Consider the following 26,422-nt stretch of genomic DNA (forward strand, 5'->3'; position numbering starts at 1 on the left):
CCGGCGGCAGGCCCAGGCGAGGGCCGCGCGCGCGGCCAGCGCGGCGGCGACCGCACCGGCCGCGCCCTGTGCCCAGCTCTGCGCGTACAGCCCGGTCAGCGCGGCGGTCTGCGCCAGCAGCACCAGCACCAGGGTGATCACCCCGAACGGGCCGATGTCCGAGCGCTTCATGATGCGCAGCGCCTCCGCCGCGGGCCTGCCGCTGCCCAGGCCGTCGGCCGTGTCGGCGAGGCCGTCCAGATGCAGGGCACGGGTCAGCAGGGCCGTGACGGCGACGGTGACCACGGCCGCGACCGGGGCGCCGGAGCCGAGCAGCAGCGGGAAGCCGCCCAGCAGGGCGGCGGCCGTGCCGACCGCCAGCCCGGCCAGCGGGGCGCAGAGCATGCCGAGGCGGGCGGTGTCGCGGTCCCACCGGGTGGCCGTCACGGGCAGCACGGTGAGGGTGCCGAACGCGAACCTCAGCCCGTCGGCGAACGAGGGCGCGCCGCGCTGCGCCCCGCCGCCGGGCGGTGCCGCGGGCGGCGGGGGGCAGGACGGGGGGCCGGGGGGCGGCGGGTCGGCGTCGTTCATCGCCACTGGAGCGTAGCGCCGAGGTTCCTCGCCCCGCAGCCCCCGGGTGTCCGCCACCCCCCGGTACCCCGCTGCCCCGGTCCCCGGGCCCGCCACCGCGACCGGCCGCGCGGATCGCTCGCCGCCGTTCCGCGGGCCCGCCGTTCCGCCCGCCGTTCCGCCGGGCGGGCTCAGGTGGCGTCGGTGGCCGCCGTGGTGGCCGGGGCCTCCTCGGCGTCGGGGGAGGGGAGTTCGGGAAGCTCCGCGGCCAGGGCCGCGGCCGACTGCACCAGCGGCAGGGCCAGCAGCGCGCCCACCCCCTCGCCCACGCTCAGCCCCTGGTCCAGCAGCGGCTCGATGGTCATCCGGTCCAGGGCCTTGGCCTGGCCCGGCTCGCCGGCCGCGGCGTGCCCGGCCAGCCACCAGTCCGGTGCCCGGAACGCGATCCGCTGCCCGAGCAGCGCGCAGGCCGCCGACACCACCCCGTCCAGGATCACCGGGGTGCGCCGCACCGCCGCCTGGAGCAGGAAGCCGGTCATCGCGGCCAGGTCCGCGCCGCCGACCGCGGCCAGCAGCCGGAGCTGGTCGCCCAGCACCGGGCGGGCGCGGCGCAGCCCGTCCCGGATCGCCGCGCACTTGCGCATCCAGGTCAGGTCGTCGATGCGGACGCCGCCGCGGCCGGTGACCACCGAGGCGTCCGTGCCGCACAGCGCCGCGATCAGGACGCCCGCCGCGGTGGTGCCGCCGACCGAGAGGTCGCCCAGCAGCAGCAGGTCGGTGCCCGCGTCGGCCTCCTCGTCGGCCACCGCCATGCCGGCCCGGAAGGCGCGCTCCGCCTCCTCGTCCGTGAGGGCGTCCTCGATGTCCAGCCGGCCGGAGCCGCGCCGCACCCGGTACCGGGTGACCTCCGCGGGCAGCTGATCGGGCGCGCAGTCCAGCGACATGTCGACGATGCGCAGCGGCACCCCGGCCCGGCGGGCCAGCACCGCCGCCGGGCCGGTGCCGTCCAGCACCGCCCGGACCAGGGTCTGTGCGGTGCCGGCCGGGCGGGCCGAGACATCGAGCCCGGCGATGCCGTGGTCGCCCGCGAACAGCACCAGTTTCGGTGCGGCCACCGGCGTGACCGGCACCGAGGACTGGGCCGCGGCCAGCCACAGCCCGAGTTCGTCCAGCCGGCCGAGGGACCTCGGGGTCAGTCCGGTACGGGTGCGGCGGGCCTCGGCCTCCCGCCGCACCCGGGCGCTGGGACGCTCGATGAGGTCACCGAAGTCGTCGAGATCAAGGCTGGCTTCGCTCATGGGCACGAGATTACCGAGGACGTCCCTCACCAGCCCCGCCGCCCACCGCCCCCCGCCCGCCGCCCGCCGCCCCGCGCCGCCCACCGCCCCGCCATGCGGCCCGGTGCCCGCCGGCAGGCTAGGGGCGGAGCACCCGGGCGGTGCCGGCGACGACGAGGAGGACGTGCTCGCACTCGGCCGCGACGGCCGCGTTGAGGCGGCCCAGTTCGTCACGGAAACGGCGGCCCGAGGCGGTGGCCGGGACCACTCCCCAGCCCGCCTCGTTGCTCACCGCCACCACCATCCGCCGGGTGCGGCGCAGCGCGCCGGTCAGCCCGGCCACCCGCTCCGCCAGTGCCCGCTGCGGTGCGCCGGACCGCCACGCACGGTCGTCCCAGGCGTTCACCCGGTCCATGGCGTCGGTCAGCCACAGCGCCAGGCAGTCGATCAGCAGCGGCGGCCCGTCGTCCGCCAGCAGCGGCTCCAGTTCGCAGGTCTCGGTGGTGGTCCAGTCCGCCGGGCGGCGCGCGCGGTGCGCGGTCACCCGTTCGGCCCACTCCGCGTCGCCTTCCCGGCGGCCGCCGGTGGCCACGTACTCCACCTGCGGGAAGGCGGCCAGCCGCCGTTCCGCCTCGGCGGACTTGCCCGAACGCGCCCCGCCCAGCACCAGGGTGCGGCGCGGCACCTCGGGCACCTCGGGCAGGGTGCGCATCCCGTCTCCCGCGCGCAGCGTGGTGCCGTCCGGCACCGCCCGCGCGCCCGCCGCCGCCACCCGCCGGTGCAGCTCCGCCCCCGGCGGCACGTCATGGCCCAGGTGCACGGCCACGATCTCGGTGGCCCAGGTGACCGCTCCGGCCGCGCGCAGCCGGGCCAGCGCGTCCGGGCGGCCGGTGACGTCCAGCAGGCACACGTCGAAGGTGTGGTCGGGCTCGCCCAGACCGGCCGGTGCGCCGCCGGGCGGCAGATAGAGCAGCCGGCCGCCGTCCGGCGCGGTGACCGCGTAGCCGGTGCCGGGGGAGTCCAGGGCCATCGCGCGGACCCGGTGGCCGGAGAGCAGGGTCAGCTCCCGGCCGTCCGGCACCCGGACCGGGGCGGGCAGCTCCGGCGGTGCCTCCACGGCCGCGCCGTCGTGCGGATGGGTGAGCAGCACCTGCTGCACCCGGTGCACGCTGTGCCCGGCGCGTGCCGCGGAGAGCGCGGCGCCCGGGGTGAGATCCAGCAGCAGTACCTCGTCCACCAGGGCCGAGGTGGCGGCCCGCGCCTCCGCCCCGAGCGCGCGGGCGCAGGCGGCGCAGGGGCAGTCGGCCTGCGGAAAGCCGGCCGGGCCGCCGGTGCCGAGCAGTGTCACGTCCACATCTGGATCCTCTCGTCCGGACGGCCCGGAGCGCGCGGGGTGCTACGCCGGAGCGGGGCACCCGTGTCCGGGACGCCTGCGCTCGGTACGGTGATGATCGGCAGGACTGGCAGGCAGGTGGTCGACGACGTCGGGAGGCGGGCGTGACGGTCTGGGAATGGCGCTTCGAGAAGGCGGACGGCACGGCGGTGGAGCCCGCCGAGCCGCCGGGAGAATTCGGCACCCAGGGAGACGCCGAGTCCTGGCTGGGCGAGGTCTGGCGGGAGCTGCTGGAACAGGGCATCGACCAGGTGCGGCTGACCGAGGACGGCACCGAGGTGTACGGGCCGATGAGCCTGCACGCCGAAGACGCAGGCTGAGGACGGGGGCTGAGGGCCGGCCGGCGCGGAGCCGGGCGGCGGCGCCCGGCGGGACACCGCGACCGGCCGGCCGGGGCACCGGGCTCCGGAGCCGGGGGCGGAGCGGTACCCGGGCGTGCACAGGGCCGCCGGGGCGTCATGGGACGCGCCCGGCGGCCTTCGCGTTCCGTCGCGTTCGCAGGGACCCGGCGGGCGGTGTCAGTCCCGCGGCGCGTCGCCGCGCTTCACCTGCGGCTTGGGAAGCCGCAGCCGCCGCATCTGCAGGGTCCGCAGGATGGCGTAGAAGACCGCGCCCTTGCGGTTCTCGTCCGGGAAGCGGCGGCGCAGCGCACCGCGCAGCCGGAACCCGAGGATGGTCTCGTCCACCACGATCAGCACGATGATCAGCGCCCAGGCCAGCAGCGCGAACGCGTCGTAGGCCGGGAACATGCTGAGGATCAGGATGGCCACCGCGATCGGCAGGAACCACTCGGCCAGCTGCCACCGGGCGTCCACGAAGTCGCGGGCGAAGCGGCGCACCGGACCGCGGTCCCGGTACGGCAGATAGCGCTCGTCGCCGCTGATCAGCGCCTCGCGCTGCTTGGCGAGCTGTGCCTTGCGGGCCTCGCGGGCGCGGCGGGCGGCCTCCTTGCGGTTGGCCGGGGGCTTGACCGCGACCTTTCGCTGGGCGAGTGCCTCGCGCCGTTTCGGCGTCGGCCTGCCCTTGGGCGCCTGGGGGTCACGCGCCGGCGCCTCGTCGGTCGCCGGCGCCGTGGTCTGCTCTGGCTCTTTGGAACGGCTTCGGAACACACCCCAAGAGTAAGCTGTCCCGTGGTGTGGACGTCCCCCGGAGGGGGAACGATCGTGCAGCGATGACCGTGCCGTGGACCGTACGGGCGCCCTGTGACGGCCGGACGGCCCCCGCATGACGGCTGCGTGACGGCCGGACCACCGCGGGTGACCGCCGGTCACCCGGCCGGCCGGGAGCGGCGCGCCGGTGCCGGGGCGGGCGGTGCCGCGTCTGCTCCTCCGGGTGCACGGCCTCCTCCTCCCTGGGCGGGAGGCGGCACGACGCCGATCATTCCGCAGGAGGAGCGCACGAAGCGCCGGACAGTGCGCTAATAGAAGAGGCCCCCGTAGGGTAGGGGGCGAGCAGTGAATGCCGAATAACGAGGCTGTCCGAAGGGGGCGCGCGAGGCCCATGAGCGGTGTCATGAAGCGGATGGGGATGATCTTCCGCGCGAAGGCCAACAAGGCCCTGGACCGGGCCGAGGACCCGCGCGAGACGCTCGACTACTCGTACCAGAAGCAGCTCGAACTGCTGCAGAAGGTGCGGCGCGGGGTCGCCGACGTGGCGACGTCCCGCAAGCGGCTGGAGCTTCAGCTCAACCAGCTCCGCAGGCAGTCCGACAAGCTGAGCGACCAGGGCAAGAAGGCGCTGGCGCTGGGCCGCGAGGATCTCGCCCGCGAGGCGCTGACCCGGCGCTCCGGGCTTCAGCAGCAGGTCGCCGATCTGGAGGTGCAGCACCAGACGCTCCAGGGCGAGGAGGAGAAGCTGACTCTGGCCGCCCAGCGGCTCCAGGCCAAGGTCGACGCCTTCCGGACCAAGAAGGAGACCATCAAGGCCACCTACACCGCCGCCCAGGCGCAGACCCGGATCGGGGAGGCCTTCTCCGGCATCTCGGAGGAGATGAGCGATGTGGGCCTGGCCATCCAGCGGGCCGAGGACCGCACCCAGCAGCTCCAGGCGCGGGCCGGCGCGATCGACGAGCTGCTCGCCTCCGGCGCCCTGGACGACCCCTCGGGCCTGGCCAAGGACGACCTCGCCGCCGAACTGGACCGGATCTCCGGCGGCTCGGACGTGGAGCTGGAGCTCCAGCGGATGAAGGCCGAGCTGGCGGGCGGCAGCGCCCCCAAGCAGGCCATCGAGGGCGGCGGCTCCGGCGCCGAGGGCACGCAGGAGGCCGTCCAGGAGCAGCAGCGCGACATCCGTTTCGACAAGCCCTGAGCGTGTGCCGTGTCACGCGCTGTCCGGGCCGCGGGGCTCTGGCAGGCTGACGGCCGCCGAGAGGACGCTCACCACGAGGAGTAGCAGTGATCGTACGGATCATGGGGGAGGGGCAGGTCCGGCTGGAGGACAGCCACTTCCCCGAGCTGAACAAGCTCGACGACGAGCTGCTGGCCGAGGTCGAGGCGGGTGACGAGGCCGGCTTCCGGCGCACGCTCGCCGCCCTGCTGGCGGCGGTGCGCACCATGGGGGCGCCGCTGCCGGCCGATGCGCTGGAGCCGTCCGAGCTGATCCTGCCGTCGCCCGACGCCAGTCTGGACGAGGTCCGCGCCATGCTCACCGACGACGGCCTGATCCCCGGCTGACCCGGGCGGCCGCGCGTACGAGGGAGTTCGCCCGGTCCTGGCGGGACCGGTGGCGAACGGCCGGGCCCCCGGCGCCTTCCGTGGGAGGCGCCGGGGGCCCGGCCGTTCCGGTCCGGCACGTGTTCCGGCCGGAGGTCCGCCGGTCAGGGCAGGGCGAGCATGCGTTCCAGGGCGAGCCGGGCGTACCTCTCGGTCTCCGGGTCGACCCGGATGCGGTTGACGACCTTGCCGTCCACCAGCGATTCCAGGGCCCACACCAGGTGCGGCAGGTCGATCCGGTTCATGGTGGAGCAGAAGCACACCGTGCGGTCGAGGAAGACGATCTCCTTGCCCTCCGCGGCGAAGCGGTGGGCGAGCCGCTTCACCAGGTTCAGCTCGGTGCCGACGGCCCACGTGGAGCCGGCCGGGGCGGCCTGGAGCGTCTTGATGATGTACTCGGTGGAGCCGACGTGGTCGGCCGCGGCCACCACCTCGTGCCGGCACTCGGGGTGCACCAGGACATTGACCCCGGGGATGCGTTCGCGCACCTCGCGGACCGAGTCCAGGGAGAACCGGCCGTGCACCGAGCAGTGCCCGCGCCACAGGATCATCCGCGCGTCGCGGAGCTGCTGTGCGGAGAGTCCGCCGTTCGGCTTGTGCGGGTTCCACACCACGCAGTCGTCCAGGGACATGCCCAGGTCCCGCACGGCGGTGTTGCGCCCCAGGTGCTGGTCGGGCAGGAACAGCACCTTGGTGTCCTGGCCGCCGTTCCGGGCGAAGGCCCAGTCCAGTGCGCGCCGGGCGTTGGAGGAGGTGCAGATGGTGCCGCCGTGCCGGCCGGTGAACGCCTTGATGTCGGCGGAGGAGTTCATGTAGGACACGGGCACGGTGACATCCGCCACACCGGTCTCGGTCAGCACGTCCCAGCACTCCGCGACCTGCTCGGCGGTGGCCATGTCGGCCATGGAGCAGCCGGCCGCCAGGTCGGGCAGCACCACCTGCTGGGCGTCCGAGGTGAGGATGTCGGCGGACTCGGCCATGAAGTGCACGCCGCAGAAGACGATGTACTCGGCCTGGGGGCGGGCGGCGGCGTCCCGGGCCAGCTTGAAGGAGTCACCGGTGACGTCGGCGAACTGGATGACCTCGTCCCGCTGGTAGTGGTGGCCGAGCACGAACACCTTGTCCCCGAGCGCCGCCTTGGCGGCACGGGCCCGTTCCACCAGACGGGGGTCGGAGGGGGGCGGCAGGTCGCCGGGGCAGTCCACGCCGCGCTCGCTCGCCGGGTCGGCGCCGCGGCCGAGTAGCAGCAGGGCGAGCGGGGTCGGCTGAACGTCCAGGGGTTGGGCGGTGGTCACTGACACGCACCCTTTCTCTTGGCTTCTCCGTGCGAGGTCTGGCGCAGGCTCCGGCGACAGCCCCTTATCGTCTCATTGACATTATTCATGATAACCGCTTCTCGTCGGTTTGACGATGCGGATCGCGTCACTGTGACGCATACCGCCGCCGGCAGAGGTGTGCGAGCATGGAGATCCGGCGGGCGCCGGAATGATTGCGGCGAGCCCGCTGTTGCAGCAGGCGGCCAAGCAGTCCGTTCAACCCGGGAGTGAAGCAGATGTCCGTTGAGGACAAGACCGCTGTCGAGGGCGTCATTCTGTCCGACGCCGCCGCGGCCAAGGTGAAGAGCCTCCTCGAACAGGAGGGCCGTGACGATCTCGCGCTCCGGGTCGCGGTGCAGCCCGGTGGCTGTTCCGGCCTGCGCTACCAGCTCTTCTTCGACGAGCGCCAGCTCGACGGGGACGTCACCAAGGACTTCGACGGCGTCAAGGTCGTCACCGACCGGATGAGCGCCCCGTACCTGCACGGCGCCCACATCGACTTCGTGGACACCATCGAGAAGCAGGGCTTCACCATCGACAACCCCAACGCCACCGGCTCCTGCGCCTGCGGCGACTCCTTCAGCTGAGCGGGCGGGGCCGGCCGGCCCCGCGGGCCGGGCACGGCAGACATGACAGAGGCGGTGATCCTCCCCCGTGGAGGACCACCGCCTCTGCCGTGTTCCGTTCCCGCCCGGCTGTTGCCCTGTCCCGGCAACCGGGTCAGCGAACGGGGACCGGGTTCCCGGACTCGTCCAGGACGGTGCGGTCGCCGACCGGCTTCGCCAGCTCGACCTTGTGGACGGTCTCCTCGGCGATCATGATGCACGCCGTGTCCTCGTCGACCCCGCTGTGCTCCACCCGCAGCGTGACCGTGGTGGCGGTCTCCTCGGCGGTGGTCGTGTAGGTGCCGCAGACCCCGGTCCAGTGGTGGTAGACCAGCACGGTGTCCTCGGGCCGGTAGGTCTCCACGTACACGCCGGTGTCCTCGGGCGCCTCGCCCGGCTCCGGCTCGGCGACGTCCCCGCCGCCCTCGCCCGGGTCGGGGGCGGCGTCACCGGCCGAGCCCTTGCTGCCCGGCTGCGACTGGCCCTCGCCGCTGTCCGCGCCCCCGGAGCCGCCGAAGCCGGCATCCGTGCCGTCCGCGTCGCCGTCCGCGCCGGTGTCCGGCCCGGCCAGGTACCCGGGGTCCACGGCGGGGTGGCCTGCCACATGGCCGCTCTCCGCCTTGCCGGTGTCGCCCCGGAAGAGCCAGGCCGGCACCAGCAGCGGCTCACCCTGCGAGTAGTGCAGGCTCAGGCCCAGCTCGGCGCCGGTGACCGCGACCGTCTCCGGGGCGGGCGCCGCCGGCTCCCCGGCCGGTTCCGCCGGCTCGGTGCCGGCCTCGGTGCCGGCCTCGGGGCCGGCCCGCAGCGCGGGTGCGGAGGCCCACATGGTCTGCTGCTCGTTCAGCAGTTCCAGCGCCTCGGCCGCCCCGATCAGCGGATACTCCTCGCCCGCCGTGGTCTTCGCCAGCGTGCCCCAGCCCCCGGTCACCCGGCCCTCCGGGCCCACCTCGAAGAAGGTGTAGGAGCCGTACACCGGCAGCCCGCCGACCTCGTCCTGCACCATCACGGTGCGCACGTCGCCCCACGCGTCGGAGGCGTCCGCCGGGGCGCCGGCCAGGCCCAGCACCTCCAGGGCCGGCCGCACCGCGGCCAGCGCCTCCTCCTCGGAGACCGGCGGTCCGGCCGGCACGTTCTCCGGCTCGGGCGCGTCCTCCAGCCCGAAGCCGTCCTCCTCCCCGGGCCCCGGCTCGGCCGGCAGGTCCTCCACGGGCTCCACGGGCTCCGCGGCGTCCCGGCCGGCGGCCTCCGCCTTCTCCGCCTCCGCCTTCTCCGCCTCGGCGATCTCCCGCTCCCGGGCCTCCAGGTCCTCCGGACCACTCACCGAGGAGTCCGCGCCGTCGGGCGCCCCCAGATCCGGCAGCAGCTCCTCGGGCTCCAGCGGATAGGAGGTCAGATGCCACTGGCCGGTGTCGTCCTCGGTGACCACCAGCATCGGGTCCCGGGTGCCGGCGCCGCTGCCCGCCGTCCAGTAGCCGTCCTTCTCCTCCAGCGGGTCCTTCACGCCCAGGGCCCTGGCCAGACCGGCCACCGTGTCCCCGTCCACCTCACCGGTGAACCGGTGCACCGGGGCGCTGTCCGGGCCCTCGGGAAGCTCGCCGGCCGCCTCGTAGACGATGCCGTGGTACGCCGGCATCGAGGTGTCGGCCTCCATGGCCGCATCGACGCCGTTGCGCGCGGCCGTGCCGCCCAGGTCGTCCAGCACCAGGGGGTCCGGCCCGCCGTCCGCGGAGCCGTCCCGGGCGGCGAGCAGTGCCCCGCCGCCGTACAGTGCACCGGCCAGCAGCACCACCGAGGCGGTCACGGCGGTCACGGCCGGCCAGTGCCGCCGCCGCTCCGTGCCCGCGCGCCCGGCCGCCCCGGCGGGCGGCTCCGTGCCGGTGCCGCCGGACACTCCGGGGGCCTCCTCGGGACTCTCCTTCTCGCTCACGGCTCACTCCTCGCAGTCACCGGACAGTCACCGGACAGTCACGGACGCGGGGGCCGCCGCTCGCGGACGGTTCCGCGGCCCCGCGCCGTGCGTCGTATGCCCCTTGGACGGAGCGCCCCCGCAAGTGGTTCCCCGGTCCCGTCCGCTTCCGCCCCCGCCGGTGGTGCCGGGCGGATACGCTTTTCCTCGTTCCCGTCACTCTCAAGGAAGCAGACCGCTGTGCGAATCGCCGTCTGTGGCTCGATCGCCACCGACCATCTGATGACCTTCCCGGGACGCTTCGCCGACCAGCTCGTCGGCGACCAGTTGCACACCGTCTCGCTCTCCTTCCTGGTCGACGACCTGGAGGTGCGGCGCGGCGGGGTCGCGGCCAACATCTGTTTCGGCATGGGCCAGCTGGGCGCGGCCCCCGTGCTGGTCGGCGCGGTCGGCGCGGACTTCGACGAGTACCGCGCCTGGCTGGACCGGCACGGGGTGGACACCTCACACGTCCGTGTCTCCGAGCTGCTGCACACCGCCCGTTTCGTCTGCACCACCGACGCCGACCACAACCAGATCGGCTCCTTCTACTCCGGCGCCATGAGCGAGGCCCGGCTGATCGAGCTGAAGACCATCGCCGACCGGGTCGGCGGGCTGGACCTGGTGCACATCGGCGCCGACGACCCGGAGGCCATGCGCCGGCACACCGAGGAGTGCCGCACCCGGGGCATTCCGTTCGCCGCCGACTTCTCCCAGCAGCTGGCCCGCATGGACGGCGAGGAGATCCGCAATCTCGCCGACGGCGCGGCCTACCTGTTCAGCAACGAGTACGAGAAGGCGCTGATCGAGTCCAAGACCGGGTGGAGCGCCGACGAGGTGCTGCGGAGGGTCGGCACCCGGGTCACCACGCTGGGCGCGCGGGGCGTGGTGGTGGAGCGGGCCGGCGAGCCGGAGATCCGGGTGGGCTGCCCGGAGGAGGAGCGCAAGGCCGACCCCACCGGCGTCGGCGACGCGTTCCGCGCGGGCTTCCTGTCCGGCATCGCCTGGGGCGCGCGGCCGGAGCGCGCCGCGCAGCTCGGCTGCATGCTGGCCACCCTGGTCATCGAGACGGTCGGCACCCAGGAGTACGAGCTCAAGCGCGGCTCCTTCATGGACCGCTTCACCAAGGCCTACGGCATCGAGGCCGCCGACGAGGTCCGTGACCACCTCTCCTGAGGCGGCCCCGCCGCACCGCACCGCCGCACGTCCGCCCCGTGACGTCTCCCGGCACCGGGAGACGTCACGAGGTGCGGCGCACCCGGTAGGCGGTGCCCCGTGCGGCGGGCTCCGCACCGAGATACTCGTGGTCCCGCAGGTGGCACCAGGCCGGGATGTCCAGGCTCGCCACCTCGTCGTCGGACAGCACCGTGACGGTCCCGCCCACCGGTACCCGCCCGATGACCCGGCCCAGTTCGGTGACCGGGACGGGGCAGCGTTCGCCCAGCGTGTCGATCACCAGCCCGTCCGCCCCGTCCGGCACGGCCGGGGCGGGGGCGCCCGCGGTGAGCTGGTCGCGCACCCCGCGCACCGCCCCGGGCAGCACGGCCAGGAAGCGCCGCACGTCCTCCTCCCGGGTGCCGGGCGGCAGCGAGACCCGCACGTTGCCGCCGGACAGCACGCCCATGGCCCTCAGCACATGGCTGGGCGTCAGCGTGGAGGAGGTGCAGGAGGAACCGGAGTTCACCGCGAACCCCTCCCGGTCCAGGGCGTGCAGCAGCGCCTCGCCGTCCGCGTACAGGCAGGAGAAGGTGACGATGTGCGGCAGCCGCCGCACCGGATCGCCGACCACCTCGCAGTCCGGCACCAGCTGCGGCACCGTGGCGCGGAGCAGTTCCGTCAGCCGCCGCAGCCGGGCCGCCTCGGCCGCGGCCCCGGCACGTACCGCCCGCAGCGAGGCCGCCGCGGCCACCACCTCCGGCAGCCCCGGAAAGCCGGGGGAGCGGCCCGACTCCCGCTCGTCGGACGGCTCCGGCGCGGCGAACCGCACGCCCTTGCGCACCGCCAGCAGCCCCACCCCGCCCGGACCGCCCCACTTGTGCGCGCTGGCGGCCAGCAGCGACCAGCCCTCCGGCACCGGCCCCCAGGGCAGCGACTGCGCGGCGTCCACCAGCAGCGGCACCCCGGCCGCCCGTCCGGCCTCGGCCGCCTCGGCCACGGGCTGCTCGGTGCCGGTCTCGTGGTTGGCGGACTGCAGGCAGGCCAGGGCGGTGTCCGGACGCAGCGCCGCCGCCCAGTCGCCGGGGCCGATCCGCCCGTGCCGGTCCGGGGCCACCTCGCCGACGGTGCCGCCGGCCCGTTCGTGCGCGGCGGCGGCGTGCAGCACCGCGGAGTGCTCCACGGCCGAGACCAGCAGATGGCGGCCGGCCCGGCGCCGCCCGGCCAGCGCGCCGGCGATTCCGGTGTGCACGGCGCGGGTGCCGGAGGTGGTGAAGGACAGCTCGTCCGGGCGGCAGCCCACCTGCTCGGCGGCGCTCTCCCGGGCGGCGTCCAGCAGCATCCGGGCCCGCCGGCCCTCGCGGTACAGCCGGGACGGATCGGCCCAGCCCTCGTCCCAGGCGGCCAGCAGGGCCTCCCGCGCCACCGGATGCGGCGGCAGCGTCGATGCGGCGTCGAAGTACGGCACCCCAGCACTCTAGGCGCCACCCCCGCGCCGGCGGCCGGGGCGGCCGGTCCGCCACGCGTGGCGGGGCGCGGCGCGTTGGGGGGGCCTCCCCGCGTGGGGCCCGGGGGCGTCCAGTAGGGTTTGGTCCGCACAAACAGTCCAAACCCCTGCCCGCGTCGGTCGGCCGCTGTCCACGCCCCCGCGAAAGGCCGCGGCCCAGCGCGCGGGCGAGACTCTCGGGAAGGCGCTACGTGAGTCCCAACGGCTCCGACCGCTCGTCGCGGCGCCCGATGCGGCGGAAACTGCCGCAGGCGCTGATTGCGGGCCTGGTCCTGGCAACCGCGACAGGTTGCACATATGAGGACTTTCCCCGCCTCGGCATGCCCAGTCCGGCGACCGAGGAGGCCCCCCGGATCCTGTCCCTGTGGCAGGGCTCGTGGGCCGCTGCGCTGGTCACCGGCGTGCTCGTGTGGGGGCTCATCCTGTGGGCGGTCATCTTCTACCGCCGCTCCCGCACCAAGGTCGAGGTGCCGCCGCAGACCCGGTACAACCTGCCCATCGAGGCGCTGTACACGCTGGTGCCGCTGATCGTCATCTCCGTGCTCTTCTACTTCACCGCCCGGGACCAGACCGAGCTGCTGAAGACCTCGGAACAGCCGGACCATGTGATCAACGTGGTGGGCTTCCAGTGGAGCTGGGGCTTCAACTACCTGGAGCCGGTGGGAGCCTCGGACGGCGACGCGCACAGCGCCGAGGAGCTGGCCGCCATCCCGGAGTCGATGATGGAGGTCGTCCCGGAGAACGCCGACGGCGTCTACGACATCGGCATCCCCGCCGACCGGGACCCGGAGACCGGCAACCCGGGGCCGACCCTGGTGCTCCCCGAGGGCGAGACCGTGCAGTTCATCCTGACCTCGCGGGACGTCATCCACTCCTTCTGGGTGGTGCCGTTCCTGATGAAGCAGGACGTGATCCCCGGTCACACCAACACCTTCCAGGTCACCCCGAACAAGCAGGGCACCTTCCTGGGCAAGTGCGCCGAACTGTGCGGCGTCGACCACGCCCGCATGCTCTTCAACGTCAGGGTGGTGTCTCCCGAGGAGTACCGGGAGCACCTCCAGGATCTGGCCGACCGCGGCCAGACGGGCTACATCCCGGCCGGCATTCCGCAGACGGAGGCCGCCACGAACGCGGAGACGAACAGGCCGTGAGCATCCTCGAACAGACCCAGGCGGGCGGACCGGCGGAGACGCCCCCGCCCCCGCGCCGCTCGCCCGGCGCCACGGTGGTCAAGTGGCTGACCACCACCGACCACAAGACCATCGGGACGCTCTACTTCATCACGTCGTTCGTCTTCTTCATCATCGGCGGCGTGATGGCCCTGATCATGCGGGCCGAGCTGGCCCGCCCGGGCACCCAGGTGGTCACCAACGAACAGTTCAACCAGCTGTTCACCATGCACGGCACGATCATGCTGCTGATGTTCGCCACCCCGCTGTTCGCGGGCTTCGCGAACTGGATCATGCCGCTGCAGATCGGCGCCCCGGACGTCGCCTTCCCGCGGCTGAACATGCTGGCCTACTGGTTCTACCTGTTCGGCTCCACCATCGCGGTGCTGGGCTTCTTCACCCCGCAGGGCGCGGCCGACTTCGGCTGGTTCGCCTACACCCCGCTGTCCGACGCGGTCCGCTCGCCGGGCCTGGGCGCCGACATGTGGGTGATGGGCCTGGCCCTGAGCGGTTTCGGCACCATCCTCGGCTCGGTCAACTTCATCACCACCATCATCTGCATGCGCGCCCCGGGCATGACGATGTTCCGGATGCCGATCTTCACCTGGAACGTGCTGCTGACCGGTGTGCTGGTGCTGCTGGCCTTCCCGGTGCTGGCCGCCGCGCTGTTCGCGCTCGCCGCGGACCGCACCTTCGGCTCCCACATCTTCGACGCGGCCAACGGCGGCGCGATCCTGTGGCAGCACCTGTTCTGGTTCTTCGGCCACCCCGAGGTCTACATCATCGCGCTGCCGTTCTTCGGCATCATCTCCGAGGTCATCCCGGTCTTCAGCCGCAAGCNCGCTCGCCGCGGACCGCACCTTCGGCTCCCACATCTTCGACGCGGCCAACGGCGGCGCGATCCTGTGGCAGCACCTGTTCTGGTTCTTCGGCCACCCCGAGGTCTACATCATCGCGCTGCCGTTCTTCGGCATCATCTCCGAGGTCATCCCGGTCTTCAGCCGCAAGCCGATCTTCGGCTACATCGGGCTGGTGGCGGCCACCATCGCCATCGCCGGCCTGTCGGTGACCGTCTGGGCGCACCACATGTACGTCACGGGCGCGGTGCTGCTGCCGTTCTTCTCCTTCATGACCTTCCTGATCGCGGTCCCGACCGGGGTGAAGTTCTTCAACTGGATCGGCACCATGTGGAAGGGCTCGCTGAGCTTCGAGACCCCGATGCTGTGGTCGGTCGGCTTCCTGATCACCTTCGTCTTCGGCGGTCTGACCGGTGTCATCCTGGCCTCCCCGCCGCTGGACTTCCACGTCTCCGACACCTACTTCGTGGTGGCCCACTTCCACTACGTGGTGTTCGGCACGGTGGTCTTCGCGATGTTCGCGGGCTTCCACTTCTGGTGGCCCAAGTGGACCGGGAAGATGCTGGACGAGCGGCTGGGCAAGATCACCTTCTGGACCCTGTTCCTCGGCTTCCACGGCACCTTCCTGGTGCAGCACTGGCTGGGTGCCGAGGGCATGCCCCGCCGCTACGCCGACTACCTGGCCGCGGACGGCTTCACCTTCCTCAACACCTTCTCCACGGTCAGCTCCTTCCTGCTCGGCCTGTCGATGCTGCCGTTCTTCTACAACGTGTGGAAGACCTGGAAGTACGGCACGCCGGTGAACACCGACGACCCGTGGGGCTACGGCCGCTCCCTGGAGTGGGCCACCTCCTGCCCGCCGCCGCGGCACAACTTCCTCACCATCCCGCGGATCCGTTCCGAGTCCCCGGCGTTCGACCTTCACCACCCGGAGTTCAGCACGCTGGACCAGCTCGAGAACCCGAAGCGGGACGTTCTCGACACCGCCGAGGCCAAGGAGGCCCGCGCATGAAGATCCAGGGTCACCTGTTCAACATCCTCGCGGTCTTCATCCTCGGCATCGCGGTCATCTACGGCGTCTGGTCCAGGGAGCCGGTGGGCACCACCGCTCTGCTCCTGGCCTTCGCGCTGTCCCTGATGATCGGCTTCTACCTGGTCTACACGGCCCGCCGGGTGGACACCGGGGCGCAGGACAGGAAGGAGGCGGACGTCGCCGACGACGCCGGCGAGCTGGGCTTCTTCTCGCCGCACAGCTGGGCGCCGCTGGCCCTGGGCGCCGGTTCCATGTGCGCCTTCCTGGGCCCGGTCTTCGGCTGGTGGTTCCTGTACTTCACCGCGCCGCTGATCGCGGTGGGCCTGTGGCTGTGGGTCTTCGAGTACTTCCGGGGCGAGAACCGCACGCAGTGATCCGCCCTTAGCAGAGACCGGCCCGCCCGGCCCCCCGGACGCATCCGTCCGGGGGGCCGAACCCGTTTGTCCCAACAGAATCCGCACCTTACGGAGCAATATTCATATTTTGTGACCATGAGTCACGAGAAAGCCGCAGAGGAGCGCGCCCTGCGTGCCGCCACCGCCCGCCGGCGGCTGGCGCTCGGCTGCGCGCTCATACTCGCCCCGCTGTTCGGCGGCATCACCTCCTGCTCCGCGGAACGCTCCGGCCCGCCGGACAGCACCTCCCCCTACGACGCCGCCCGTGACGTCTCCCTCGGCAGGGCCGGAGACGACCCCGGCCGGGCCGTCGACCCCGCCCGGCCGCTGAAGATCACCGCCAGGACCGACGGCGTGCGGATCACCGACGTCAGCGCCCGGGACCAGGCGGGCCGGATGATCGCCGGAGAACTGGACGCGGACGGCTCCGCCTGGCGCTCCACCACCCCGCTCGCGGCCGGCGCCGAATACACCGTGCGGATCGCCACCGAGGACGCCGAGGGGCGGCCGGGCCGCTCCACCCACGTCCTGCGCACCGCGGCGGGAGAGCAGACCGAGGAGCTCCGGGTCGAGTTCGGGCCCGAACCCGGCACCTACGGCGTGGGCCATCCGGTGATCGCCGAGCTCAGCGCACCGGTCGCCGATCCGGAACAGCGCGCGGTGGTGGAGAGGTCGCTGCGGGTCACCTCCGAACCCGCCGCCGAGGGCTCCTGGTACTGGGTCGAGGACGACCTGCTGCACTACCGCCCCCGGGAGTACTGGCCGGCCGGCGCCACCATCCGGGCCAGCGCCGGGCTGGAGGGCCTGCGCATCCGGGAGGGCCTGCGCGGCGGCGAGTCCGAGGAACTGGTCTTCCGCACCGGGGACCGGGTGGAGGCCGTCGCCGACATCGCCGGCCTCACCCTGACCGTCAGACGGAACGGCGAGGTGGTCCGGCAGATGCCGATGACCACCGGCAAGGAGGGCTTCCGCACCCGCAACGGCAAGAAGGTCATCCTCGGCCGGGAGTCCTACGTGCGGATGCGCGGCACCTCGGTGGGCATCGCCGCGGGCAGCGCCGAGGACTACGACCTGGACGTCTACTGGGCCGCCCGGCTCACCTGGAGCGGGGAGTACGTGCACGCCGCGCCCTGGTCGATCGGCTCGCACGGCGTGGCCAACGTCAGCCACGGCTGCACCGGCCTGTCCACCGAGAACGCCAAGTGGTTCTTCGACAACATCCGGGTCGGCGACATCGTCGAGCACATCAACGGCTACGGCCCGGACATGGCGTTCTTCGGCAACGGCTTCGGCGACTGGAACATGGAGTGGGAGGAGTGGCGCAAGGGCAGCGCGCTCACCGCGGACGACCCGGACCGCCCCGACACCTCACCGCACCGCCTCCACCCCTCCGTCTAGGAGCCTCCGTCCAGGAGCCTCCGGGGGCCGGGACCGGCCCGCCCGCCCGGCCCGGCCCCGGCCGGGGCGGCCGGGGCGGCGGGAGAAGCGGGCTCAGGCCGCGGCGGGCAGCCGGCGGCGGAGCAGGGCGGCCAGGGAGGCGGCGAGCTCTGCCGGGTCGACCGGATGCGGCACCGCCGCCTCGGCGCGGCTCCAGGTGGCCAGCCAGGCGTCCTGCGGGCGGCCGATCAGCACCAGCACCGGCGGGCAGTTGAAGATCTCGTCCTTGATCTGGCGGCACACGCCCATGCCGCCCGCGGGCACCGCCTCGCCGTCCAGCACGCAGACGTCGATGCCGCCCGCCTCCAGCGCGCTCAGCACCGCCGGGAGCGTGGCGCATTCCACATACTCCACCGGCGGCAGGTCCGGGGCCGGACGCCGGCCGGCGGCCAGCCGCACCTGCTCGCGCGTGTTCACGTCGTCGCTGTAGACCAGGACCGTGGCCGTCCGCTGCATCCGTCCGTCCTCCTCGTCGGGGGGCATGGCCCCGTACCACCTCGGGCCCTTGCGCGGATCGTACTCCCTGGGCCGCCGCCCGCGGCACACCGGGAGTCCCGCCGCCCCCGCCGCGGGCCGGGACCGGTGGCCCCGGCAGGCGGACACACCGAACGGGACCCCCGAAGTGAGCGCGGGATAGGCGACCGACATAATGACGGGCGTGGCGACAGCAACTGCAGTAGAAACCGGGCACGTGACCCACCCGGCGGTCAACCGTCCCAACATCACCAGCGTCGGGACCGTCATCTGGCTCAGCTCCGAGCTGATGTTCTTCGCGGCCCTGTTCGCGATGTACTTCACCCTGCGTTCGGTGATGGGAGCGGAGTACTGGGAGGGCCAGGCCGAGTCCCTGAACCTGCCCTTCTCGGGAGGCAACACCATCATCCTGGTGCTCTCTTCCCTGACCTGCCAGCTCGGCGTGTTCGCCGCGGAGCGCGGGGACGTGAAGAAGCTCCGGCTGTGGTTCGTGATCACCTTCATCATGGGTGCCGTCTTCATCGGCGGCCAGGTCACCGAGTACGTGGAGCTGGTGACGCACGAGGGCGTCACGCTCGCGTCTGGCCCCTACGGCTCGGTGTTCTACCTCACCACCGGGTTCCACGGCCTGCACGTGCTGGGCGGCCTCATCGCCTTCCTGCTGGTGCTCGCCCGGACCTACGCCGCCCGGCGCTTCACCCATGAGCAGGCCACCGCCGCCATCGTCGTGTCCTACTACTGGCACTTCGTCGATGTGGTGTGGATCGGTCTCTTCGCGACGATCTACCTGATCCAGTGATCACCCGTCCCGTCCGCTCGTCCGTACCGCGCGCGGCGGCAGCGGCGGCAGCGGCGGACGCACGGGCCGGACGCCAACCCAAGAACCGACGCAGAACATCCTGACACCGGGGTAATCCGTGAAAAAGCTCTCCGCACGACGGCGCCATCCTCTGGCGGCGCTTGTCGTCCTCCTCTTCGCGCTGGCGGCCACAGGGGGGCTGTACGCCGCGCTCGCGCCCGCGGGCGAGGCCCAGGCCGATGCCTCGGAGACCTCCATCGCCGTCGAGGAGGGCAAGAAGCTCTACCTGGTGGGCTGCGCCACCTGCCACGGCAGCGAGGGCCAGGGCACCAGCGACGGGCCCAGCCTGGTCGGGGTCGGCGCCGCGGCCGTGGACTTCCAGGTCTCCACCGGCCGGATGCCGCTCCAGCAGCCCGGCCCGCAGGCTCCGGACAAGCCGGCCGTGTACACCGAGGACCAGGTCGCCCAGCTCGCCGCGTACATCGCCTCACTCGGCCCCGGCCCGGCCATCCCGACCGAGGAGGACTACGATCCGGCGGCCGGCGACCCCGCGGTCGGCGGCGAGCTGTTCCGGCTCAACTGCTCGCAGTGCCACAACTTCACCGGCCAGGGCGGTGCCCTGACGAACGGCAAGTACGCCCCGGACCTGTCCGATGTGGACCCGCGGTTCGTCTACGAGGCCATGCTCACCGGCCCGCAGGCGATGCCGGCCTTCCCGGACAGCGTGCTGACCCCGCAGAACAAGCGGGACGTCATCGCCTGGCTGGACGCCGTCAACACCTCCGAGGCCCCCAACCCGGGCGGGTTCCAGCTCGGCGGATACGGCCCGGTCAGCGAGGGCCTGTTCGCCTGGACCTTCGGCATCGGCGCGCTGATCGCCGCCGCCGTCTGGATCGGTGCCCACACCGCAAAGGCCAGGAAGTCATGAGCAGCCAGACCGAACACCACAACGACGTCTCCAGCGGCCCGGACACGCCGCTGATGAAGACCGAGCAGGCACCGGCCACCGTGGCGGAGCACCCCTTCGCCGACCCCGGTCTGCCCGAGCACCAGCCGCGCCGCCAGGACATCGACGAGCGGGCCGCCAAGCGCTCCGAGCACATGGTGACCCTGCTGTTCCTCGCCTCCATCCTGGCCACCGTCGGCTTCATCGTCGCCTACGCGCTGATCCCGGTGGACGAGATCGTCCACATCTGGCCCTTCGGGCGCGTCAGCGGGCTCAACTTCGCGCTCGGCCTGACCCTGGGCACCGCGCTGGTCTGCGTCGGCGCCGGCGCCGTGCACTGGGCGCGCACCCTGATGTCGGACGCCGAGGTCCCCGAGGAGCGGCACGAGGTCGGCGCCCCCGCGGAGGTCAAGGAGCACGTGCTGGCCGAGTTCCAGGCCGGCGTGCGGGAGTCCGGCATCGGCCTGGGCCGGCGCAAGCTGATGCGCAACTCGATGCTCGGCGCGGTCGGCCTGGTGCCGCTGGCCGGCGTGGTGCTGCTGCGCGACCTCGGTCCCGCCCCCGGGGACAAGCTGTTCCACACCGCCTGGAGCGACGGTGTGCGGATCATCAACGAGAACACCGGTGAGCCGCTGCGCCCCGAGGACATCACCGTCGGCTCGCTGGTGCAGGCCGCCCCGGCCACCATCGACAAGCACGACGAGGACTACCACGCGCAGATCGCCAAGGCCGCGGTGATGCTGGTCCGGATCGAGCCGGAGGACATCAAGGACCCGCAGTCCGCCGAGTGGGGCCACGAGGGCATCCTGTGCTACTCCAAGATCTGCACCCACATCGGCTGCCCGGCCACCCTGTACGAGCAGCAGACGCACCACGCGCTCTGCCCCTGCCACCAGTCCACCTTCGATCTGGCGGACGGTGCCCGGGTGCTCTTCGGCCCGGCCGGGCACCCGCTGCCGCAGCTGCGGATCGGCAAGGACGATGAAGGCTTCCTGGTGGCGCTCGGCGACTTCGAGCAGCCGCCCGGCCCGAGCTTCTGGGAGCGCGGATGAGTACGGCAACCGACGAGACGACCACTGCGCGGCGGGGCAGGGCCCCCGCCGGGGAGCGGCTGGCGGACTGGGCGGACGGCCGGCTCGGCGTCTACGGCGCCGCCAAGTACGGGATGCGCAAGGTCTTCCCGGACCACTGGTCCTTCCTGCTCGGTGAGATCGCGCTGTTCAGCTTCATCATCGTGCTGCTGACCGGCGTCTACCTGACGCTGTTCTTCGTGCCGTCGATGGCCGAGGTGGAGTACCACGGCTCCTACGTCCCGATGCAGGGGCAGCTGATGTCGGAGGCGTACGCCTCGACCCTGGACATCAGCTTCGACGTGCGCGGCGGTCTGCTGGTGCGGCAGATCCACCACTGGGGCGCCCTGGTGTTCGTGGTGGCGATCTTCATCCACATGATGCGGGTGTTCTTCACCGGGGCCTTCCGCAAGCCGCGCGAGATCAACTGGCTGTTCGGCTTCACGCTGTTCATCCTGGCGCTGTTCACCGGCCTGACCGGCTACTCGCTGCCGGACGACCTGCTCTCCGGCACCGGCATCCGGTTCATGGAGGGCGCCATCCTGGCCACCCCGGTGGTCGGCACCTGGATCCAGATGCTGCTGTTCGGCGGGGAGTTCCCCGGGCACGACATCATCCCGCGGTTCTTCGTGATCCATGTGCTGCTGCTGCCCGGCCTGCTGCTGGCGCTGGTGGTCGCGCACCTGATCCTGATCGTCTTCCACAAGCACACCCACTACGCCAACCCGGGCCGGACCAACAAGAACGTCGTCGGCATGCCGTTCTTCCCGGTCTACATGGCCAAGGCGGGCGGCTTCTCCTTCATCACCTTCGGGGTCCTGACCCTGATGGCGGGCACCGTCACCATCAACCCGGTGTGGACCATCGGCCCCTACCGGCCGGAGACGGTCTCCACCAACGCGCAGCCGGACTGGTATCTCGGCTTCTCCGAGGGCCTGGTGCGGATGATGCCCGGGTGGGAGATGGAGCTGTTCGGCGAGTACACCCTCAACCTGGGCCTGCTGGTTCCGCTCGGGGTGTTCCCGGCCATGCTGATCGTGCTGATGCTCTACCCGTTCTTCGAGAACTGGGTGACCAAGGACACCCGCGAGCACCACATCGCGCAGCGCCCGCGGAACGTGCCCACCCGCACCGCCTTCGGCATGGCCTGGCTGAGCGCGTACTTCGTGGCCCTGGTGGCCGGCGGCAACGACGTCTGGGCGATCAACTTCGACCTGTCGATCAACGCGATCACCTGGTTCTGCCGGATCGGCTTCTTCGTGCTGCCGGTGGTGGTCTTCTTCCTCACCCGGCGGATCTGCCTGGGCCTGCAGCGCCGGGACCGCGAGAAGGTGCTGCACGGCCGGGAGACCGGCATCATCAAGCGGCTGCCGCACGGCGAGTTCATCGAGGTGCACGAGCCGCTGCCGCCCGAGCAGCTCTACAAGCTCACCGCGCACGACCAGCCCAAGCCGCTGGCGCTGCCGCCGGCGGTGGACGAGAACGGCGTGGAGCGCAAGGTCGGCCGCATGGAGAAGCTGCGCGTCCGGCTCAGCCGGAGCTACTTCGGCGAGCACGCGCAGATCCCCAAGGCGACCGCCGAGGAGTACCGGGAGATCACCAGCGGCCACGGTCACCACTGACCGCCGCCCGCGTCCGGCCCCGGCCGGCCCCGGTCCCGGTTCCGAGCGGCCCCGTGCACAGCGTCCGAGCTGTGGACGGGGCCGCTCCGTCGTCACCCGGGGCCACTAGGGTGGCACCCGTCACGTCACCGTCCTCCACGGACGTCCGCAGCCTCCATGGCCCCCGTCCCGTCCCATTCCCCCGTCATCCATACGAGTGGAGCCGCGTATGAGCACCGTGATTCCCGCAGGAGGCGAGTCCCTGGCGGCCCACTCCTGGCCCGAAGTGCTGAGCACCCTGATGGCGGGCCGGGATCTGCCGACCGAGGCCGCCGCCTGGGCCATGGACCGGATCATGAGCGGCGAGGCGACGGACGCCCAGATCGCCGGCTTCGCGGTGGCGCTGCGGACCAAGGGCGAGACGGTGGAGGAGCTCTCCGGTCTGGTCCGGACGATGTACCGGCACGCCAATCTGATCGAGGTCCCCGGGCCGACGGTGGACATCGTCGGCACCGGCGGCGACCGGGCCCGGACGGTCAACATCTCCACCATGTCCGCGATCGTGGTGGCCGGCACCGGCGCCCGGGTGGTCAAGCACGGCAACCGGGCCGCCTCCAGCGCCAGCGGTGCCTCGGACGTGCTGGAGAAGCTGGGCGTCAATCTGGAGCTGCCGCCCGAGCGGGTGGCCCGGGTGGCCGACGAGGCGGGCATCACCTTCTGCTTCGCGGTGAAGTTCCACCCGGCGCTGCGGCATGTGGCCGCGGCCCGCAAGGAGCTGGGCGTGCCCACCCCGTTCAACTTCCTCGGCCCGCTGACCAACCCGGCCCGGGTCCGGGCGCAGGCGACCGGTGTGGCGGACGCCCGGATGGCCCCGATCATGGCTGGCGTGCTGGCCGAGCGCGGCAGCTCGGCGCTGGTCTTCCGCGGTGACGACGGGCTCGACGAGCTGACCCTGACCACCACCTCCACGGTCTGGGTGGTCCGGGACGGCAAGGTGACGCGGGAGACCTTCGACCCGCGCAGCGTCGGCCTGGAGACCGTCCCGCTGGACGCGCTGCGCGGCGGGGACGCCGCGCACAACGCCGATGTGGCCCGTCGCCTGCTGGACGGCGAGCGGGGCCCGGTGCGGGACGCGGTGCTGCTCAACGCCGCCGCCGCACTGGTCGCCCTCGACGGGCAGGGCAGCGGGCCGCTGGCCGAGCGGCTCGCCGCGGGCATGGCCCGCGCAGCCGAGTCCATCGACTCCGGCGCCGCCCGCACCACGCTGGCCGACTGGGTCAGCGCCACCCACGCCTGACCCGCCCGCCCCGGGTGCGCGGCCGCCGGTCAGCGGCGGCCGCGCACGGAGGCGCGGGCCGGGGAGAAGGGATCGCGGGGAAGAGTGAGCAGCATCAGCGCGGCGCACAGGACGAGCACCACGGAGCCCGTGCGGAAGGCTGTCGCGTAGCCGGAGGCCAGGACCTCGGGGGCGTCCCCGCCGCCGATGCGCGCGGCGGCGACGGTGGACAGCACCGCCAGGCCGAGCGCACCGCCCATGGTGCGGGCGGTGTTCACCAGCCCCGCCACGATGCCCGCGTCCTGCTGCGGTGCGCCCGAGGTGGCCAGCGAGGCCAGCGGGGTGGCCAGCAGACCCGCACCGAGCATCATCGTTATCCCCGGGCCGAGGACGGTGGCGGCGTAGCCGCCGTCCTCGGCCATGGCGGCGCTCTGCCACAGATAGCCCGCCGCGGCCACCAGCGCCCCGGCCATGGCCAGGCCGCGCGCACCCGCCCACACCATCAGCCGGGGCGCCAGCTTGGAGCCCAGCACGATGGTCGTGGAGTGCGGGATGAAGCCCAGTCCCGCCTGGAGCGGCGACAGCTCCAGCACGTTCTGCATGTACAGGGTCAGGAAGTACCAGGAGGAGACCATCGCGGCGCCGCAGACGAACATCGCGGTGTTCGCCGTCGTCACCGCGCGCATGCGGAACAGCCGCAGCGGCATCAGCGGCGCCCTGCTGCGCGCCTCGACCAGCAGGAACGCCGCCAGCAGCAGCGCCCCGCCGAGCAGCGGCACCAGGGTCGCCGGAGCCGTCCAGGACGCCGATTCGGTCTGCACGATGCCGTAGGCCACCGCGCTCAGCCCGGCGGTGACCAGCACCGCACCGGACAGGTCCAGCCGCCGCCCGTCGCCGGTCCGGCTCTCCACCAGCCACAGCGTGGCGCCGATCAGCGCCAGCCCGCCGATGGGCACGTTCACCAGCAGGACCCAGCGCCAGGAGAAGGCGTCCGTCAGCACGCCGCTCACCACTCCGCCGGCCGCGCCGCCGCCGGCCCCCACGGCCGTCCAGGTGCCGATCGCCCGGTGCCGGGCGGGGCCCTCGGGCACCGAGGTGGTGAGCAGGGAGAGGGTGACCGGGGCCAGGGTGGCCGCGCCCACGCCCTGCACGGCCCGTGCGGCGACGAGCTGCCAGGGCTCCTGGGCCAGGCCGCCGGCCAGGCTGGCCGCGGTGAACACGCCCAGCCCGAGCAGGAAGACCCGCTTGCGGCCGAAGATGTCCCCGGCCCGGCCGCCCAGCAGCATGAAGCCGGCGAAGGTCAGCGAGTAGGCGTTCACCACCCACTGGAGGGCGGCCGCGTCCATGCCCAGCTCGGCCTGGACCGACGGCAGGGCCACATTGACCACCGCCACGTCCAGCACCACCAGGAACTGGCCGACGCAGGCCGCCAGTACCACGAACCACAGCGGCGGACCGGTGTGCGCGGGAGCGGCCGGTGCCGCCCGCTCCCGCGCAACCGGGGCGTCGCCCGGGGGCCGGCCGTCGGTGGTCGCGGAGTCGGCGGAATCGGCGTCGGACATACCGCCCATACTATGTGCCCAAGATCACTCCGCCCCGCTCCCGGCCCGGCCGACCAGGCGGCCGCGCCGGGGCGGCGGGTCCTGCCGCCTGCCGCCCGGGGCGCCGGACGGGTCAGGCGGGCGGTGCGGTCATCCGGTTGCGGGCCAGAGGGCCGTCCTGGACCAGGAGCACCGGCGGCCGCCGGCTGAGTGCCCGGGTGACGCGGCTGCCGCGCCCGGGACTGGCCGTGGAACAGGACCGGCCGGTCGATTCCCTTGTCGGTCACGGCGTCGGTGACGCGGCTCGTCAACTGCCGGCCGAATGCGTCGTCCCGCGCCCCCTCGCCGGGCTCGGAAAGGTTCTGCACCGGATTTCCGGTGTGCGTTCCGCCGCCTCGTCGCATATCCGGCCCGCGGCCGTTTCCCCGGCCTCGGCGGTCAGCAGGAAAAGGTGTGCCCGCTCGCCCCGGGAGCCGCGAAGATCCGCGCGGCTACGTCCACGCCGTTCCGGTTCCCGACGAAGGCTGCACTACGCATGTGTTTTCCGGTTCCACCGGGCGGGGATGCGGGACGGTTTCGCGGAGCCTGCGGTCACCGCGGTGCACGGAACGTGCGGAATCCCCCGCATCCCGCCCGGAGTTCCGCCGGGAACACGCGCCGTGGCCATCGCTGCCAGGGGCCCCGGTTCCGCGGCGGGGCGCCGCCCGCCCGGCACGGAAAAGCCGCAAGGGGCCGCCCCGCCCCGTACTGCGACGCGGCCTCGCGGTGGAGCATCCGCCGGACGAATGCGCCGTGAACGTTTCCGTCCGTGGGCTCCGGCCGGAATGCTCCGGCCGGACCCCCGGAACCTCGCTGCCCGCCCCTTTTTCCTCACGCCGTCCGCGCCGTCCGCGCCGTCCGCGTCATTTCCCGGACGGGAACGGGGAGCGGGCGCCGGACGCGGCCCGGCTCAGGCGTCCAGCCCGATGGCGAAGGCGGCCTGGAGGTCGTGCTGCGAATAGGCGCGGAAGGCGGTGTGGGTCTCGGTCCCCTCCACTCCGGGCACCTTGCTGATCCGGCCCGGGATCACCGCCGCCAGATCGTCGTGGCGGGGCACCCGGACGATGGCGATCAGATCGTGCGCACCGGTTACCGAATAGACCTCGCTCACCCCTTCGAGGGCCGCGATCTCCTCGGCGATCTCCGGGATGCGGTCGGTCCGGGTCTTGATGAGCACAATCGCCGTGATCATGGCTCCTCCGCTCCTGCTGGGTCCGTGACCGGCCGCTGGGCACACGGCCTGGGTCCGCACTTTAGCCGGGCGCCTGACCGCGTCGGTGCCCCGGCAGGCCGTAGGGTGGCGGGGGAGACCTGTTCCGCGCACCCG

23 protein-coding genes and 2 pseudogenes are annotated in these 26,422 nt (G+C 73.0%); 15 read left to right on the top strand and 10 right to left on the bottom strand.

Annotated features, from left to right (window positions below; genetic code table 11):
• The 3 genes from GQS09_RS09915 to GQS09_RS09925 form a co-directional block, all read right to left on the bottom strand.
• Nucleotides 1-570, bottom strand: a 570-nt coding sequence (locus GQS09_RS09915) for an adenosylcobinamide-GDP ribazoletransferase (RefSeq protein ID WP_165985637.1), incomplete at its 3' end; no start/stop codon positions are given.
• A 170-nt stretch (nt 571-740) separates the two neighbouring features.
• Nucleotides 741-1,847 (bottom strand): nicotinate-nucleotide--dimethylbenzimidazole phosphoribosyltransferase, encoded by a 1,107-nt coding sequence (locus GQS09_RS09920; protein ID WP_165985638.1) that lies wholly within the window; start codon nt 1,845-1,847, stop codon nt 741-743.
• Between the two features lie 118 nt (nt 1,848-1,965).
• Nucleotides 1,966-3,180 (bottom strand): bifunctional adenosylcobinamide kinase/adenosylcobinamide-phosphate guanylyltransferase, encoded by a 1,215-nt coding sequence (locus GQS09_RS09925; protein WP_165985639.1) that lies wholly within the window; start codon nt 3,178-3,180, stop codon nt 1,966-1,968.
• 143 nt (nt 3,181-3,323) lie between these two features.
• On the opposite strand from GQS09_RS09925, the gene GQS09_RS09930 reads away from it, so the two are divergent.
• On the top strand, nt 3,324-3,539 hold the full coding sequence (locus tag GQS09_RS09930; RefSeq protein WP_165985640.1) for a hypothetical protein: 216 nt from the start codon (nt 3,324-3,326) through the stop codon (nt 3,537-3,539).
• Nucleotides 3,540-3,737: 198 nt separating this feature from the next.
• Here the strand turns inward: GQS09_RS09930 and GQS09_RS09935 are convergent, their stop codons facing one another.
• Nucleotides 3,738-4,328, bottom strand: a complete 591-nt coding sequence (locus GQS09_RS09935; RefSeq protein ID WP_165985641.1) for a DUF3043 domain-containing protein — start codon at nt 4,326-4,328, stop codon at nt 3,738-3,740.
• 391 nt (nt 4,329-4,719) lie between these two features.
• Here GQS09_RS09935 and GQS09_RS09940 point away from each other — a divergent pair, with 391 nt between their 5' ends.
• Both GQS09_RS09940 and GQS09_RS09945 read left to right on the top strand, forming a co-directional pair.
• Nucleotides 4,720-5,526 (top strand): PspA/IM30 family protein, encoded by an 807-nt coding sequence (locus GQS09_RS09940; protein WP_165985642.1) that lies wholly within the window; start codon nt 4,720-4,722, stop codon nt 5,524-5,526.
• Nucleotides 5,527-5,612: 86 nt separating this feature from the next.
• A complete protein-coding gene (locus GQS09_RS09945) occupies nt 5,613-5,891 on the top strand; it encodes a PspA-associated protein PspAA (RefSeq protein WP_165985643.1) in 279 nt (92 codons plus the stop codon).
• Nucleotides 5,892-6,034: 143 nt separating this feature from the next.
• Here GQS09_RS09945 and nadA read toward each other — a convergent pair whose 3' ends face one another.
• Nucleotides 6,035-7,225, bottom strand: coding sequence for a quinolinate synthase NadA (gene nadA / locus GQS09_RS09950; protein ID WP_165985644.1), 1,191 nt, complete (start codon nt 7,223-7,225; stop codon nt 6,035-6,037).
• A 257-nt stretch (nt 7,226-7,482) separates the two neighbouring features.
• On the opposite strand from nadA, the gene erpA reads away from it, so the two are divergent.
• Entirely contained in the window at nt 7,483-7,833 is a 351-nt protein-coding gene (gene erpA / locus GQS09_RS09955; protein WP_165985645.1) for an iron-sulfur cluster insertion protein ErpA, read from the top strand.
• Between the two features lie 133 nt (nt 7,834-7,966).
• Here erpA and GQS09_RS09960 read toward each other — a convergent pair whose 3' ends face one another.
• On the bottom strand, nt 7,967-9,778 hold the full coding sequence (locus GQS09_RS09960) for a hypothetical protein (protein ID WP_165985646.1): 1,812 nt from the start codon (nt 9,776-9,778) through the stop codon (nt 7,967-7,969).
• A gap of 219 nt (nt 9,779-9,997) precedes the next feature.
• On the opposite strand from GQS09_RS09960, the gene GQS09_RS09965 reads away from it, so the two are divergent.
• On the top strand, nt 9,998-10,972 hold the full coding sequence (locus GQS09_RS09965) for a carbohydrate kinase family protein (protein WP_165985647.1): 975 nt from the start codon (nt 9,998-10,000) through the stop codon (nt 10,970-10,972).
• A 64-nt stretch (nt 10,973-11,036) separates the two neighbouring features.
• Here the strand turns inward: GQS09_RS09965 and GQS09_RS09970 are convergent, their stop codons facing one another.
• Nucleotides 11,037-12,419 (bottom strand): cysteine desulfurase/sulfurtransferase TusA family protein, encoded by a 1,383-nt coding sequence (locus tag GQS09_RS09970; RefSeq protein WP_165985648.1) that lies wholly within the window; start codon nt 12,417-12,419, stop codon nt 11,037-11,039.
• Nucleotides 12,420-12,649: 230 nt separating this feature from the next.
• Here GQS09_RS09970 and coxB point away from each other — a divergent pair, with 230 nt between their 5' ends.
• The 5 genes and pseudogenes from coxB (at nt 12,650) to GQS09_RS09995 (ending at nt 17,310) form a co-directional block, all read left to right on the top strand.
• The gene (coxB, locus tag GQS09_RS09975; protein ID WP_165985649.1) at nt 12,650-13,609 is read left to right on the top strand and encodes a cytochrome c oxidase subunit II; all 960 of its coding nucleotides are present in this window, start codon (nt 12,650-12,652) and stop codon (nt 13,607-13,609) included.
• Nucleotides 13,606-14,304, top strand: a pseudogene (locus GQS09_RS30930) (cbb3-type cytochrome c oxidase subunit I); the annotation flags it as partial. The gene coxB and the pseudogene GQS09_RS30930, both read left to right, overlap by 4 nt.
• 172 nt (nt 14,305-14,476) lie before the next feature.
• Nucleotides 14,477-15,496 (top strand): annotated as a pseudogene (locus GQS09_RS09985) (cbb3-type cytochrome c oxidase subunit I); the annotation flags it as partial.
• Nucleotides 15,493-15,891, top strand: coding sequence for a cytochrome c oxidase subunit 4 (locus tag GQS09_RS09990; RefSeq protein ID WP_165985664.1), 399 nt, complete (start codon nt 15,493-15,495; stop codon nt 15,889-15,891). The pseudogene GQS09_RS09985 and the gene GQS09_RS09990, both read left to right, overlap by 4 nt.
• Before the next feature lie 117 nt (nt 15,892-16,008).
• Nucleotides 16,009-17,310: an Ig-like domain-containing protein gene (locus GQS09_RS09995; protein WP_165985650.1), complete on the top strand. Its 1,302-nt coding sequence runs from the start codon at nt 16,009-16,011 to the stop codon at nt 17,308-17,310.
• A 93-nt stretch (nt 17,311-17,403) separates the two neighbouring features.
• Here GQS09_RS09995 and GQS09_RS10000 read toward each other — a convergent pair whose 3' ends face one another.
• Nucleotides 17,404-17,805 carry a response regulator transcription factor gene (locus GQS09_RS10000; protein ID WP_165985665.1) on the bottom strand — a complete coding sequence of 134 codons (402 nt, stop codon included), beginning with the start codon at nt 17,803-17,805 and terminating at the stop codon, nt 17,404-17,406.
• A gap of 193 nt (nt 17,806-17,998) precedes the next feature.
• Between GQS09_RS10000 and GQS09_RS10005 the strand changes: the two genes are divergently transcribed.
• From GQS09_RS10005 to trpD, 5 genes are all read left to right on the top strand, one after another.
• Nucleotides 17,999-18,622 (top strand): heme-copper oxidase subunit III, encoded by a 624-nt coding sequence (locus tag GQS09_RS10005; RefSeq protein ID WP_165985651.1) that lies wholly within the window; start codon nt 17,999-18,001, stop codon nt 18,620-18,622.
• A 118-nt stretch (nt 18,623-18,740) separates the two neighbouring features.
• A complete protein-coding gene (locus GQS09_RS10010) occupies nt 18,741-19,550 on the top strand; it encodes a c-type cytochrome (protein ID WP_165985652.1) in 810 nt (269 codons plus the stop codon).
• Nucleotides 19,547-20,620, top strand: a complete 1,074-nt coding sequence (locus GQS09_RS10015; protein ID WP_165985653.1) for a Rieske 2Fe-2S domain-containing protein — start codon at nt 19,547-19,549, stop codon at nt 20,618-20,620. Before GQS09_RS10010 ends, GQS09_RS10015 begins: the two co-directional genes overlap by 4 nt.
• Complete coding sequence (locus tag GQS09_RS10020; protein WP_165985654.1) at nt 20,617-22,260, top strand: cytochrome bc complex cytochrome b subunit; 1,644 nt, start codon at nt 20,617-20,619, stop codon at nt 22,258-22,260. The genes GQS09_RS10015 and GQS09_RS10020 overlap by 4 nt, the downstream gene beginning before the upstream one ends.
• A 208-nt stretch (nt 22,261-22,468) precedes the next feature.
• On the top strand, nt 22,469-23,536 hold the full coding sequence (gene trpD, locus GQS09_RS10025) for an anthranilate phosphoribosyltransferase (RefSeq protein ID WP_165985655.1): 1,068 nt from the start codon (nt 22,469-22,471) through the stop codon (nt 23,534-23,536).
• A 29-nt stretch (nt 23,537-23,565) separates the two neighbouring features.
• On the opposite strand, the gene GQS09_RS10030 is transcribed toward trpD, so the two are convergent.
• Both GQS09_RS10030 and GQS09_RS10035 read right to left on the bottom strand, forming a co-directional pair.
• On the bottom strand, nt 23,566-25,086 hold the full coding sequence (locus GQS09_RS10030) for an MFS transporter (protein WP_399552468.1): 1,521 nt from the start codon (nt 25,084-25,086) through the stop codon (nt 23,566-23,568).
• A gap of 919 nt (nt 25,087-26,005) precedes the next feature.
• Nucleotides 26,006-26,287, bottom strand: coding sequence for an Lrp/AsnC family transcriptional regulator (locus tag GQS09_RS10035; protein ID WP_165985657.1), 282 nt, complete (start codon nt 26,285-26,287; stop codon nt 26,006-26,008).
• Nucleotides 26,288-26,422 lie beyond the last annotated feature (135 nt).

Source organism: Streptomyces sp. YIM 98790 (genome assembly GCF_011421595.1).
In the GTDB taxonomy this organism is placed as follows: Bacteria; Actinomycetota; Actinomycetes; order Streptomycetales; family Streptomycetaceae; genus Streptomyces.

Bases quoted from the DNA above. Each gene is read 5' to 3' on its own strand.
- GQS09_RS09920 (WP_165985638.1), bottom strand. From the start codon at position 1,847: ATGAGCGAAGCCAGCCTTGATCTCGACGACTTCGGTGACCTCATCGAG.
- GQS09_RS09940 (WP_165985642.1), top strand. From the start codon at position 4,720: ATGAGCGGTGTCATGAAGCGGATGGGGATGATCTTCCGCGCGAAGGCC.
- erpA (WP_165985645.1), top strand. From the start codon at position 7,483: ATGTCCGTTGAGGACAAGACCGCTGTCGAGGGCGTCATTCTGTCCGAC.
- GQS09_RS09990 (WP_165985664.1), top strand. From the start codon at position 15,493: ATGAAGATCCAGGGTCACCTGTTCAACATCCTCGCGGTCTTCATCCTC.
- GQS09_RS09995 (WP_165985650.1), top strand. From the start codon at position 16,009: ATGAGTCACGAGAAAGCCGCAGAGGAGCGCGCCCTGCGTGCCGCCACC.
- GQS09_RS10000 (WP_165985665.1), bottom strand. From the start codon at position 17,805: ATGCAGCGGACGGCCACGGTCCTGGTCTACAGCGACGACGTGAACACG.
- GQS09_RS10005 (WP_165985651.1), top strand. From the start codon at position 17,999: ATGACGGGCGTGGCGACAGCAACTGCAGTAGAAACCGGGCACGTGACC.
- GQS09_RS10015 (WP_165985653.1), top strand. From the start codon at position 19,547: ATGAGCAGCCAGACCGAACACCACAACGACGTCTCCAGCGGCCCGGAC.
- GQS09_RS10020 (WP_165985654.1), top strand. From the start codon at position 20,617: ATGAGTACGGCAACCGACGAGACGACCACTGCGCGGCGGGGCAGGGCC.
- trpD (WP_165985655.1), top strand. From the start codon at position 22,469: ATGAGCACCGTGATTCCCGCAGGAGGCGAGTCCCTGGCGGCCCACTCC.
- GQS09_RS10030 (WP_399552468.1), bottom strand. From the start codon at position 25,086: ATGGGCGGTATGTCCGACGCCGATTCCGCCGACTCCGCGACCACCGAC.
- GQS09_RS10035 (WP_165985657.1), bottom strand. From the start codon at position 26,287: ATGATCACGGCGATTGTGCTCATCAAGACCCGGACCGACCGCATCCCG.